15 protein-coding genes are annotated in these 13,040 nt (G+C 44.5%); 11 read left to right on the top strand and 4 right to left on the bottom strand.

Annotated elements, in window-relative coordinates; all coding sequences use genetic code 11:
* The 4 genes from ACWI_RS18390 to ACWI_RS04295 all read right to left on the bottom strand — a co-directional run.
* A partial coding sequence (locus ACWI_RS18390; RefSeq protein ID WP_139142314.1) for a formate--tetrahydrofolate ligase occupies positions 1–133 on the bottom strand: 133 nt, incomplete at its 3' end.
* 389 nt (positions 134–522) lie between these two features.
* Positions 523–1,251 (bottom strand): acyl-[acyl-carrier-protein] thioesterase, encoded by a 729-nt coding sequence (locus tag ACWI_RS04285; RefSeq protein WP_070370195.1) that lies wholly within the window; start codon positions 1,249–1,251, stop codon positions 523–525.
* Positions 1,252–1,260: 9 nt separating this feature from the next.
* On the bottom strand, positions 1,261–2,208 hold the full coding sequence (locus ACWI_RS04290; protein ID WP_084633490.1) for a 3'-5' exoribonuclease YhaM family protein: 948 nt from the start codon (positions 2,206–2,208) through the stop codon (positions 1,261–1,263).
* Positions 2,209–2,228: 20 nt separating this feature from the next.
* Positions 2,229–3,437, bottom strand: coding sequence for a pyridoxal phosphate-dependent aminotransferase (locus tag ACWI_RS04295; protein ID WP_070370197.1), 1,209 nt, complete (start codon positions 3,435–3,437; stop codon positions 2,229–2,231).
* Between the two features lie 150 nt (positions 3,438–3,587).
* Here ACWI_RS04295 and ACWI_RS04300 point away from each other — a divergent pair, with 150 nt between their 5' ends.
* From ACWI_RS04300 to nifK, 11 genes are all read left to right on the top strand, one after another.
* Positions 3,588–4,232 (top strand): pentapeptide repeat-containing protein, encoded by a 645-nt coding sequence (locus ACWI_RS04300; protein WP_070370198.1) that lies wholly within the window; start codon positions 3,588–3,590, stop codon positions 4,230–4,232.
* Between the two features lie 24 nt (positions 4,233–4,256).
* Entirely contained in the window at positions 4,257–5,141 is an 885-nt protein-coding gene (locus ACWI_RS04305; protein ID WP_070370199.1) for an SPL family radical SAM protein, read from the top strand.
* Positions 5,142–5,306: 165 nt separating this feature from the next.
* On the top strand, positions 5,307–5,519 hold the full coding sequence (locus tag ACWI_RS04310; protein ID WP_070370200.1) for a helix-turn-helix transcriptional regulator: 213 nt from the start codon (positions 5,307–5,309) through the stop codon (positions 5,517–5,519).
* On the top strand, positions 5,506–5,988 hold the full coding sequence (locus ACWI_RS04315) for a DUF6773 family protein (protein WP_070370201.1): 483 nt from the start codon (positions 5,506–5,508) through the stop codon (positions 5,986–5,988). The genes ACWI_RS04310 and ACWI_RS04315 overlap by 14 nt, the downstream gene beginning before the upstream one ends.
* 221 nt (positions 5,989–6,209) lie before the next feature.
* Positions 6,210–6,848, top strand: a complete 639-nt coding sequence (locus ACWI_RS04320; RefSeq protein WP_070370202.1) for a Fe-only nitrogenase accessory AnfO family protein — start codon at positions 6,210–6,212, stop codon at positions 6,846–6,848.
* A gap of 12 nt (positions 6,849–6,860) precedes the next feature.
* The gene (locus tag ACWI_RS04325) at positions 6,861–7,811 is read left to right on the top strand and encodes a toxin-antitoxin system YwqK family antitoxin (protein WP_070370203.1); all 951 of its coding nucleotides are present in this window, start codon (positions 6,861–6,863) and stop codon (positions 7,809–7,811) included.
* Positions 7,812–8,373: 562 nt separating this feature from the next.
* Entirely contained in the window at positions 8,374–9,195 is an 822-nt protein-coding gene (gene nifH, locus ACWI_RS04330; RefSeq protein ID WP_070370204.1) for a nitrogenase iron protein, read from the top strand.
* Between the two features lie 48 nt (positions 9,196–9,243).
* Entirely contained in the window at positions 9,244–9,570 is a 327-nt protein-coding gene (locus tag ACWI_RS04335; protein WP_070370205.1) for a P-II family nitrogen regulator, read from the top strand.
* Between the two features lie 14 nt (positions 9,571–9,584).
* A complete protein-coding gene (locus ACWI_RS04340; protein ID WP_070370206.1) occupies positions 9,585–9,968 on the top strand; it encodes a P-II family nitrogen regulator in 384 nt (127 codons plus the stop codon).
* A gap of 15 nt (positions 9,969–9,983) precedes the next feature.
* Complete coding sequence (nifD, locus tag ACWI_RS04345) at positions 9,984–11,573, top strand: nitrogenase molybdenum-iron protein alpha chain (RefSeq protein WP_070370207.1); 1,590 nt, start codon at positions 9,984–9,986, stop codon at positions 11,571–11,573.
* Entirely contained in the window at positions 11,573–12,937 is a 1,365-nt protein-coding gene (gene nifK, locus ACWI_RS04350) for a nitrogenase molybdenum-iron protein subunit beta (protein WP_070370208.1), read from the top strand. Before nifD ends, nifK begins: the two co-directional genes overlap by 1 nt.
* The last annotated feature ends 103 nt before the right edge of the window (positions 12,938–13,040 follow it).

Genomic DNA, 13,040 nt, shown 5'->3' on the forward strand with positions numbered 1-13,040 from the left:
TATAGTCTACCTTTGCTTTATACTTCCCGTATAAATCCAGATCGTCTTCTGTTAAACCCAATTTCTTTGCTATCTCACGAATATCCTGTGGTGTAGCTTCTTGTGCAATCTCAATGTCTGATTTAAATCCCATTTTTTCTCCTCCAATACTTTGATAAATATTTAACAACTACTATAAGTTTAACCGATTCGATAATAAAAATCAAACAATAGTTATGATAAAATTTTACTATAATTTCATCTGTAATCCCTGTTTCAATTGTTAATTTTGTATCATTTTTTACTCTAGATGCTTTTGGCTCATCATTTTCTTTAATTCTGTGTATTTATTCTCTATTATTAAATTTTATTTTCATTTTTATATCAATTTTTTTACAAATACACCATTTTATAATCTTTGAAAGCGTTTTATTATTGTTTTTGTAAATAGCATTAATCTTACAACTTTTAATCTTCCTATCCTTTCCGGGTAAAAGAAAAACCGCCACCAGATCATAAAAAAATCCGATGAAGGCGGTTCATTTACTTAAGCATCAGCTCCAGTTGACACAAAATGATATCGTCCTGATTAACAATATCAATCCGATACTGGTTTTCCCCCAATTTCTCACCGAGCGCCCGGATCTGATCGCCGTAAAAGCATTGGGCCTTATAAATCATTTTTGCTTCAGCCAGGACCTTGCTTTTAACCACCTCCAGGGGCAGAACCTCAATGGCCCAGGCCAGATATTTGACATGGTTGACATGCTGATTAAAATCAATATCGAGAAACCGTACCGAGAAACACTTTTCGAGATCGACTTGATTGATTTTTGAAAGCTTCTTGAAGATCGGTTCCCCTTTATCAAAACACTCATAGGCATCCATCTCCGGATGTTCGTCAATACGCTCCATTTTTTCGGTCTCCCGGTTAATCAGCAACCACTGAGTATCGGCGGTAACCTTAACCACGCCACTTGCATCCTCGACGGTGAACCGTCTTGTGGCACAGAATTTCTCCATCCCGGTCGCCCGAGTCGTCACCGTCACCTCATCCTGGTAGCGAGGATAATCGTAGAAGCGGATCGCATATTTGACAAGAAACCAGGCCAGATTGTTTTCCTTTAAGTAATCCCCACCCAAACCCAACTGATTGCCCTGGTTGGTGGAGGCTTCCTGAAAATAGTTCATGGCAGTGGTGGGCAGCATTTTCTCGGTGGAATCCGATTCGTAACAGGCCACCCGCTTTTTTTCCTGATAGACAAGGCTCATAAGCTGCTCCTATAAAAAACTGCGGCGATACAGACTGATTCCGTCAAGGCTCCAGTTGGCTTCAGTGAAGCTTCCCGGTTCCACCCGGTTGAGGGCCTGTTCCATGGTATACATCCGGGCATCGATCATGTCAATGTGATGGAGGAGTTCTGCTTCCGGAAACATTGGCCGTTTGGGACTGCCAAATTCCGGCTGGTAATGATGGGAAAGAATCATGTGTTTAAGCATCATCAGAACCTCCGGATCGGCGCCCAGAGACTGACCGACCAGCTCCAGTTCGACAATTTCCTGGGTGATGTGCCCCAGCAGTTTGCCCTCAGGGGTATAATCGGATACCGATCCGTTTTCATCCGAAACCATCTCATTGATTTTTCCGATATCGTGGAGGATGATGCCAGCATACAGTAGATCCCGGTTGATCAAGGGATAAATTCCCGCCAGACTCTTGCCGATACGGAGCATCGAATAAATATGATAAAGCAGTCCGCCCTTTATGGCATGATGATGCTTTTTGGCGGCTGGAAAATAGCTCAGAATCTCGGTTTGATCACTAAAGATTTTACTGGTGATGGCAGCAATGTCAGCATTGGTAAAATCATCAATGGTATCATTGATATAACCCAGCATTTCATCAATATCCACCGGTACGGTTTCAATGAAATCATTGATGCTCACCTCATCTGATTCATCGACCAATCGCATTTTTTCGACGATCAGCTGTAGCCGGTTGTTGAATTCCTGAACCTTGCCCTTTATTTTTACCAGTTTGCCATTGGTGAAGATTTCCTCTTCCTCTGGTTTTACGTCCCATTTCTTCCCATCGATTTCGTCAAAATCGGCATCATTCAAGACCATATTAAAATAGCGACTGCCATTGGTAGCGGTTTTGGTCATCTGCGACTTTATAAAGAGAAAGCCCAGATAATTTTGCCCCTTCTGTACTGACTTGATTTTCAATTTATTCTCCTCTTGTTTTTTTATTTACACTGCTCTGGAAAAGCTTTTTCATACGTAGACAGACCATGCTTTAATACTTCCATACTCTTTTTCATATCCTCGCCATTAAGCACATAGGCAATCCGAACCTCATCAGCACCGTCCTGGGGGTTTAAATAAAAATCATTGGCCGGGGATAACAGCACTGTTTCACCCTGATAATCAAAATCAGTGATCAACCACTCGATAAAATGACTGGCTTCTTTGATTGGCAACTTGGCCATAAAGTAAAAAGCCCCCCGGGGTTCTTTGCAGATAACCCCAGGAATTTCCTGAAGGGCAGCGTAAACAATCTCCCGGCGACAGGTATATTCCTTTAAAACCCCATCAAAAAAATCCCCATCCAGCTTCAGCAACGAAACCGCTCCAATCTGATCGATTGTCGAAACCGACAGTCGCATCTGGACCAGTTTTTTAAGCTGATTCATCAGGGTTTTATTTTTGGAGACAATAAAACCAATCCGTGCGCCACAGGCGCTGTAGCGTTTGGAAATACTGTCAATCAGAATAAAATGCTGGGCCAGTTCGTCATACTGGGCCGGACTCAGATAGTCCTGACTGTCATAGACAAACTCCCGGTAAACCTCATCAGAAATCAGATAGAGATTGTGTTTGATGGCCAGTTTCACCATCACCTCAATTTCTTCCCGGGAAAAAACCTTACCGGTGGGATTCCCGGGATTGGTCATCAACAGCGCCTTGGTTCGGGGTGTAATGGCTGCTTCAATCACCGCTGCCGCTGGCAGGGCAAAGCCGTCTTCAGCGTAGGTTTTAAAACCAACCAGATTAACATCGGTGGCCGCCGCCATTTCCTTATAAATGCTATAGAGCGGTTCGGCGGTGAGGATTTCATCTCCGGCATTGCAGATCCCGATAAAGGTAAACAACAGGGCCTCGCTGCCGCCATTGGTGACAAAAAGATCACCGACATCGTAATGAAGACCCAAACGCCGGTAATAATCGCAAGCTGCTTGCCGAAGCTCGATGATCCCCTCCGGAGCCTGGTAGGATAAGACTTCCTGATCAATACAGTTAACACTGTCTAAAAAACCGGCCGGGGTTTTGATATCCGGCTGGCCGATGTTTAAAAAATAAACTTTCTTGCCCTTTTTCTGGGCCTCACTAACCAGTGGATAATATTTTAAAAGGGCGGGTTCCCCCATTTTTTGGATACGCTGAGATGTTTTCATTTTTTCTCCTGTTTTTCGTATAATCACAATGACTCTTAAAAAATTATAAGCTTTATCGCTGAAAATTGCAAATATCTGAAGCCCATTTAATTGTGCAGTTTTAAAAATCGTGTTAAACTGATCATAATATACTATACTACCGGAGGCTTTATGAAACGATCAACACCAAACATTCCTCCTGTTCTGGAGTTCACCGAGGATTTTTTCTCCCTGCTGGCCTGGGCCCGGGACGAAGAAGAGGATATTGAAGGCCAGCATTTTAAAGATTTAACATTTAATAATGAGGATTTTTCCCAGCTCTCATTTCGGGAATCACTTTTTGAAAACTGTGACTTTTCAGACTGCAATTTTGAAAAAATCGATGGCCGGGATCTGCGTTTTCAATCCTGCAGCCTGTCCAACAGTAATTTTGCCGAGGGCTACTTCAATCGCTGTGAGTTTTTTGCCTGCAAGCTGGTGGGGGCTGATTTTCATCAGGCTCAACTGGAGAATATTCGGGCTACGAAATCCAGTTTCCACTATGCCAATTTTAGCAAGGCCAAACTCAAGGCCCTGGAAATTTCCCAATGTGATTTTAGCGAAGCCACTATTTCCGAGTGCAAACTTACCCAAATCAAATTGGACGATGTCAATCTCAGCCAAACCAGTTTTTTTAAAACGCCGCTGAAAGGGCTGGACTTCACCAACTGCCAGATTGACGGCCTGATCGTCTCTATCGAAGCATTAAGCGGGGCTGTTGTCACCACCTTCCAGGCCGCCGAATTGGCTAAGCTAATGGGTTTGATTGTCCGCTAATAACGCACTAACGAAAGGTCGCTTATGGAAACCATCCCGGCTAAAAATATGCTGACCCGAACCAAAAATAATTTCTGGTTCGGCACCGACTATAACATGAATATCTACCGGGGCTGCTCCCATGGCTGTATTTACTGCGACAGCCGCAGCGACTGCTATGGGATCAACGCCTTCGACCAGGTTCGGGCCAAAGAAAAAGCCCTGACCATTCTGGAGGATAACCTGCGCCGCAAAACTTTAAAGGGCGTGGTAGGTACCGGCGCCATGAGCGACCCCTATAATCCCATGGAAAAGAAACATCAGCTCACCCGTCAGGCCCTGGAGCTGTTTAAACGCTATGGTTATGGGGTGGCCATCGCCACCAAAAGCCCCCTTGTTACCCGGGATAAAGATCTGCTTGCCGCGATTCAGAAGCGATCACCGGTGCTGGTCAAAATCACCATTACCTGTGCTGATGACCCGCTGGCTAAACTCATCGAACCCCACGTAGCCCCCAGCAGTGCCCGCTTTGCGGCGATAAAAGAATTGTCGGACAGTGGCATCTTTGCCGGAGTCCTGCTAATGCCGATTCTCCCCTTTATCAATGATACCCCGGCAAATATTAAGGCCATTGTGACTGCTGCAGCCGAGCAGGGCGCCCGGTTTATTTATCCTGCCTTCGGGGTGACTCTGCGGGATTCCCAACGCCTTTATTATTACGATCAGCTGGATGCCCATTTTCCCGGCATCAAAAAAGAGTACCTCCGCCGTTTTGGCAATGCCTACAGCTGCGCCAGCCCTCAGGCCAAAAGTCTCTGGACGATCTTTACCAGGGAATGCCAGCATTATGGGCTACTCTACAAAATGGAGGACATTGTCGGCCATTATAAACTGGAGCACGGTAGCCAGCAGTTGTCATTTTTTGATTAGGTTCCTTGTACCGCAATTAAAAATTGATTGCTGCGGCCAGCCTCAAAAGGCCCTTTTCACAACCAGCAGACAATCACAGTCTGCTTTTTTTATACGACATAATGCAATATATATTTGACTTTTTGTTTTTTATAGTATACTATAAATCATGTCAGGAGTGATTAGATGAAAAATATAAAATTGAAGGTAGCCCGGGTTGAAAAAGATATCTCCCAGGCAGAACTGGCCACACGGGTTGGCGTCACCCGCCAAACCATCGGTATGATTGAAACCGGTAAATTCAACCCCTCTTTACAATTATGCATCGCCATCTGTAAAGCGCTGGGAAAAACGTTGAACGATTTATTCTGGGAGGAAAACGACAATGAAAAAATTTAAAAAAGTAGTTGATGAGCGTCAGGAACTGGAATTGTATAAAATCGAACATGTTTGTTTCTGGATTGTTTTCTGGCTGTTGCTTGGCAGTATTATCGTCCAGTCGATGTTTCTCAATGCCCCTTTTAGCCAATGGGGATTTGAGTGGGCCATCTTTATGATCTGCTGTGGCGGGGTCATGGTCGGCTGTTATAAAAAGGGTCAATGGGATTTCTACAGTAAACCCACCACCAAAAACTACCTGATCTACAGCCTGATCGGCTCCGGTTCTTTTGCCGTCATTTATGCCATTACGATGTATCTAAATCACGCTTATTTAAAAGACAATTTGCTGGCCCTGGGCGCTCTGACGGCCTTTATCTTTGCGATGTTGTTTGCCCTGATCTTTGTCGCCCTGTTTATTACCGGCACCTTGGTAAAAAAACGCCAGAAAAAACTGGAAAACCAGTTCAGCGATGATGATCTAAACTAGTCTATTCCCTAACCAACACCCTTTGACTGCACAAGGGGTGTTTTTCTTTCTGCTTTTTACCGTTTACTAAAAAATCAAACTTTACTTAAGTCCCAAATTTCTGCAATCGTTTTTCACCGGATTTCGTGTTAATTGCGTTTCGCTTTTTTATTTCTGTGCTATACTACAACTAATTTACACTGGATTTCGTACTATAAGATTTAATCGTAAGAGGTAAACAAATGAAAGAAAATTTAAACCTGATGGCGGTCTTTTGTGATGACAACGGCCAACTGGCCCGCTTTGATGAGATGTCGAATTTTGTCTTCTTTTCCAAAGAAGCAGCCCACTGGAGTCCATCCGAGCGGATTCCTTTTTCATGTGATCTATCGGGTGGTTTGGCTTCGATCCGGGAAAACATCAGCCAGATGCTGGGTGCCTTCAATGACTGCCGGATTATTATTGCCAAATCAATCAGCGGCGTCCCCTATCAGATTTTTGACCGTTCCGGCTTTGTTATCTGTGAATCTGAAGATTTTGATCCCGAACTTTTGGACGCCATCCAGGCCGATCTCATCAGCCAGAATGAGGACGCACAGGCCGATGCTATTTTATTATCCCGGACACCGGTAGAAACCGAGATCCCCGGATATTACCATTTTGATTTAACCGAGGTACAGAGAAAACACCCGGAGCTCAGTTCAAAAGCAGCGCTGTTGCCGTTTTTAAAAGAAACGCCATTTTATGCCCTTAAGCTGGTTTGTGATCATATCCCGCCATGGTTTGAACACCAGTTACCGGCAATGCAGATGCAATACCGGGTCGAAAATAAAAACAATTCCGCTACGCATGTGGTGATTACCCATGTCGTCTGTGAATAGAAGGAGCTTATTATGCCAACCTGCCAAACTGAAAACTATGGCCCCCTCGCCGGGGTCACCTATTTAGAAACCTATACCGACGGCTCACCCAAAGGCTGTGCCTTCGACGAACCCAATACCATCAATACCCCAGTCGGGATGCTGATTCCCCACTATGGTCCGGCCAACCTGAGAAATCGGGAGGGGCTGGCCCTGGAATTTTTTAAAAGCGGCCAGATTAAAAGTATCGATCTGGAAAATGCGACTGAGGTGATCACCTCTCTGGGAAACCTGTCCGCCGAACGAATCAGCTTTTATGAAAATGGCCGGATCCACCGTTTGTTCCCCTTAAACGGTCGGATTAACGGCTACTGGACCGAGCATGACGAATATACCCTGGCCAAACCAATGGCCTTTGATCTGGCGGTGGGAGCCTTTTCCGCCAAGGTCGTGAGCCTCTGCTTTTATGAAAGCGGGGCACTGAAGAGTCTGACCATGTGGCCTCAGGAAACCATCGAAATCAATAGTCCCGATGGGCTGGTGAAGGTGCGCTACGGTTTCTCCTTATATGAAAACGGCATACTGAAAAGTTTTGAACCCGCCCTGCCCGAACCCATTGTCACCCCGATCGGGATTGTGATCGCCTATGACAGCAACGCTCATGGCATTAATTGCGACGAAAATTCAGTGAACTATTCCCCCGCCGGGAAGGTCCGCTCCCTGATTACCGGCAACAACGGTTTGATGATCACCGCCCCGGAAGGCAAGCAGTTCGTCCAGCCGCTGATGAAACCGGGTACTCTGGATCCGGAGGTACTTGTTCCCGAACCGATGACCATTGTTTTTAGTGATGGCAAAATGGAAATCATTCAGGATAATATTGTAACAGTTGATTTAAAAACCGCCACCGTCCGGTCCATACTGGTTCATGATCCAATGAAAAAATCCTGCGGCGACTGTTCTTCCTGCTCCAGCTGTGGCTGATCGTTTGGGTGATATTTAAGGATCTCTTAAGTTTTATTTAAGCAAGAATTTGTCAATTGATTCAAAATACATTAGCAACCCGTGAAAATGATTTCATCCTATCTGACAGTTATTAAACGCATCAACAAACTAAAGTACAATCCCGGTTTGGGCTCAAAAAAAACACTCGCACTGCCAGCCAATTCTTAAACCCATTTCACTTTGAAAAGGGTTTACAAGCGAAGCAGCTTGACTTATCCCTTAATTCCATGGATAATAAGCCCATAGAAAACAATGCAATACGGATTTGACAAAGACAATGTGGTCTCAGCTCCTTACAATTGGGTAAGTGCTGAGACCTTTTTGTTACCCTCACATCTATCCCTATTTAGACAAAGAGGTCTTAATTTGGTGCTCAATCAGGGCGGCCGATTAAGACCTTTTCGTTTATGCAAAACAAAATAAGTTTTTTAGACAAGGAAGTCTTACCATTTACACTGTTGTGAAAGGCCAGGACTTCTTTTATTTTTGCTCAAAAACTTGCATTGGATCTTAAATTTTTCACACTCAGGAGGAACAGATTATGAGACAAATCGCTATTTATGGAAAAGGTGGTATTGGTAAATCAACCACAACCCAGAACCTGACAGCCGGACTTGGCTTAATGGACAAAAACATTATGGTAGTCGGATGTGATCCAAAGGCGGATTCAACCCGGTTGTTGCTTGGTGGTCTGGCACAAAAAACCGTTTTGGATACCCTTCGTGAAGAAGGCGAAGAAATCGAACTGGAAGCGATCTTAAAACCAGGATTCCGGGGCATTCAATGTGTGGAATCAGGTGGACCGGAACCCGGTGTTGGCTGTGCTGGCCGGGGAATTATTACTTCCATCGGGATGCTGGAACAACTCGGTGCCTACACCGACGATCTGGATTATGTCTTCTACGATGTATTAGGTGACGTTGTCTGTGGTGGTTTTGCCATGCCGATCCGTGAAGGTAAAGCGCAGGAAATCTACATCGTCGCATCGGGTGAAATGATGGCCTTATATGCTGCCAACAATATCGCAAAAGGGGTTCAGAAATATGCTTCAAGTGGCGGCGTTCGACTTGGTGGGATCATCTGTAACAGTCGTAATGTTGATGGCGAAAAAGAACTGGTTGATGCCTTTGCAAAAGAGCTGGGCAGCCAGATGATCTACTTTGTACCCCGTGATAACATGGTTCAACGGGCCGAAATCAATAAAAAAACCGTTCTGGAATTTGATGACACTGCCAACCAGGCTCAGGAATACCGTAATTTGGCTGCTGCTGTCGACAGTAATGAAATGTTTGTAGTGCCTACCCCAATGCATCAGGATCGTTTGGAAGAACTGTTGATGGAACACGGCTTGATGGACATTTAGTCGGTACATTAAGATTAATGCTTTAAGAGCGAAAGGAAGGTTTTACATATGTTAATGGTACGCGCAATTATCAGACCTGAGAAAACAGGCGTTGTTTTATCCGAAATGTTATCCGCTGGATTCTCAGCTGTAACAAAACTGGATGTATACGGACGTGGTAAACAAAAAGGAATCAAGGTTGGGGACGTTTATTACGATGAAATCCCCAAAGTAATGCTGCTTTGTATTGTCAAAGATGAAGATAAAGATGATGTTGTTAAAATAATTATGAAAAATGCAAAAACTGGCAAGGAAGGTACTTTTGGAGATGGTCGTATTTTCATTTCTCCCGTAGAAGAAGCGTATACAATCAGTACTGGAACAGCCGGCCTGTAAAAGGAGGAATTGATATGAAAGAAGTTATGGCGATTATCAGGCAGAATAAAGTAAACCAGACCAAAGAAGCCCTTGTCAACGAAGGCTATCCTGCTTTTACCTGTTTAAAGGTGCTTGGTCGTGGCAAGAAAAGTATTGATTTATCGATCATTCAGGATATTGTTGACGCTGGTGAGATGCCCGTCTCATCCATGGGTGAAGCATTAACCGAATCCTCCCGTTTAATTCCGAAACGATTTTTCACCGTGATTTGTGAAGATGAGGACGTCAGCAAGGTTGTTTCCATTATTATTGACAACAATCAAACCGGGAACCCCGGTGATGGTAAAATTTTTGTCATCCCAATTGAAGAGTCCATTCGGGTACGAAGTGGCGAAAAAAATGCGGATGCATTTTAGAAAGAGGTGATTTGAATGGATTCTAGAGATAAAGTACTCGATAAATACAGCTCTAAAATATATAAAAACCGAAAAGAACATGTCATAGAAATTGAAAGCGGTGAACCGCAAGTCATCGCTGCCGATACCCGAGCGATTCCCGGGATTATGACCAATCGTGGCTGCTGCTACGCAGGTTGTAAAGGGGTTGTTATCGGCCCATTAAAAGATGTTGTCAACATCGTTCACGGCCCCATCGGCTGTGCCTATTACACCTGGGGAACCAGACGAAACAAAGCCAAGGGTGATGAAAACACCAAAGATTTCACCCAGTACAGTTTTTCCACCGACATGCAGGAAACCGATATTGTTTTCGGCGGTGAAAAAAAATTACGCCAGGCCATCAAAGAAGCGGTTGAAATTTTCAACCCGGAATGTATCATGATCAGCTCCACCTGTCCGGTTGGATTAATTGGTGATGACATCCATGCGGTGGCTGCAGAATCTGAAAAACTGTACGGCATCAAGGTTTTAGCCTTCAGTTGTGAAGGGTATAAGGGCGTCAGCCAATCCGGCGGTCACCATATTGCCAACAACGGTCTGATGAAATACATTATCGGTACCGGTGATGCCGAACCTCAGAAATACTCGGTTAACCTTTTAGGTGAATACAACATCGGTGGTGACGGCTGGGAAGTTGAGCGGATCTTAAAGCGCATCGGTTACAACGTGGTCTCTGTCATGACTGGTGACGGCAGCTATGATCATCTTAAAAATGCCCATACCGCCGATCTGAACCTGGTTCAATGCCATCGTTCAATCAACTATATTGCCGAAATGATGAAAACCAAATACGGCATGGACTGGATCAAGGTTAATTTCATCGGTGTCGATGGGATTAAAAAGTCTTTAATGGATATTGCTCTGTATTTTGATGATCCCGAATTACTGGCTCGTACCGAAGCAGTTATTGCTGAAGAACTCGATGAAATTTCCGAAGCAATGTCTTATTATAAATCAAAACTGGATGGTAAAAAAGCCGCTGTTTACGTTGGCGGATCACGAACCCACCACTATATCAATCTGTTAAAATCGTTGGGAGTGGAAGTTATCCTGGCTGGTTACGAGTTTGGACATCGTGACGACTACGAAGGTCGTGATGTGATTCCGACGATTAAAATGGATGCTGATTCCAAAAACATTGAAAGTATTACGGTCACTAAAGACGAAGCAAATTACAAAACCTTCCATACGCCCGAAAAACTTGAAGCTTTGAAAGCCGCCGGTGTTCCGCTGGAAAAATATGATGGCTTATGGTCTGATATTTCCGAAGGTGCCATCATTACCGATGACTTTAACCATTTTGAAACAGAAGAATTTTTAAAACTATTAAAACCTGATATTTTCTTCTCGGGAATTAAAGACAAATTTATTATTCAAAAATCAGGAGTTCCCTCACGACAACTACATTCCTATGATTACAGCGGTCCCTACGCTGGATTCAGAGGAGCACTCAATTTCGCCAAAGACATTACAATGGCCACTTATACCCCGGTTTGGAATATGGTTCAAGCCCCATGGAAAAGTGAACCCACGTTAGTTGGCAGCTTAGGAGGTATGGAATAATGTTAGAATTAACCCCAAAAAAATTATCGGACCGATCCACCCTACGAATCAATCCGATAAAAACATGTCAACCAGTCGGTGCGATGTACGCAGCCCTGGGCGTCCACCAATGTATGCCCCACAGCCATGGCTCTCAGGGATGCTGTTCATTTCATCGGATGTTTTTAACCCGACACTTTAAAGATCCAGCTATTGCATCTTCCAGTTCATTTACTGAAGGAGCATCCGTATTCGGCGGTGGCTCCAACTTAAAAACGGCGATTAAAAACATTTTTGATATTTACGACCCTGAGATCATTGCAGTGCATACCACTTGTCTGAGTGAAACCATCGGTGATGACCTGAGTGGTTACATCCAGGATGCCAAAGTACCTGAAGGCAAATTGGTCGTTCACACCAATACGCCAAGCTATGTTGGTTCACATATTACCGGTTATTATAACATGATCTCCGGATTTATTAAATATCTATCTGAATCAACTGGCGAAAAAAATGGCAAACTGGCCCTCTTCCCCGGCTTTGTCAACCCTGGCGACATGCGGGAAATGAAACGGCTGATGAAGCTGATGGGTACCGAGTTCATTATGCTGCCCGATACCAGCGGCGTTTTAGATGCCCCAATGACCGGCAATTACACCATGTATCCCAAAGGCGGCACCACTATTGCTGATATCCGGGATCTGGGCAACTGTGAAATGAGTCTGGGCTTAGGCGAACTGACCTCTGAATTTGCCGCTGACACCCTGGAGAAAAAATGCAAGGTGCCTTACAAAACCCTGCCACTGCCAATTGGTGTCGAAAATACCGATGCCTTCATTATGGCTTTGAATCAGTTCTCCAAAAATGAAGTCCCTTATGAAATTGAAGAAGAACGGGGCCAGTTAATGGATATCCTGTTGGATTCTCATCAATACACCCACAACAAAACCGTGGCTATTTTCGGCGATCCGGACACTGTTTTGGGGATGGCTCAGATCGTTCTGGAAATGGGCATGATTCCTAAATACATGGTAACTGGGACCCCTGGAGCGGCCTTTGACCGAAAAGCCGCTGCGCTACTGGAAAAATTCGGCGTTGAAGGCTGTACTGCCAAGCAAGCCGGTGACCTGTTTGAACTGCACCAATGGATTAAAAATGACCCGGTAGACTTATTAATCGGCGGCACTCACGGCAAACAAGTCGCCCGTGCCGAAGATATCCCTCTGGTCCGTGTTGGTTTCCCGATCATCGATCGTTATGTTCATTCTTACATGCCGATCGTTGGCTATAAAGGTGCCATCCGACTGGCTGAACTGATCCTCAATGCGCTCATGGACCGTCAAGACCGTGACTGTGAAGATGAAGATCTGGAAATGGTAATGTAACAATTGTCGGTACTGGGTTATCTCATTATCTACAACTGGGGTTAATCTTATATATACCCCCAGATAGCAAACAGAAGTAAGTCCGGAGACAATCATAAATCAG

Origin of the sequence: Acetobacterium wieringae (genome assembly GCF_001766835.1) — a bacterium.
GTDB lineage: Bacteria > Bacillota > Clostridia > Eubacteriales > Eubacteriaceae > Acetobacterium > Acetobacterium wieringae.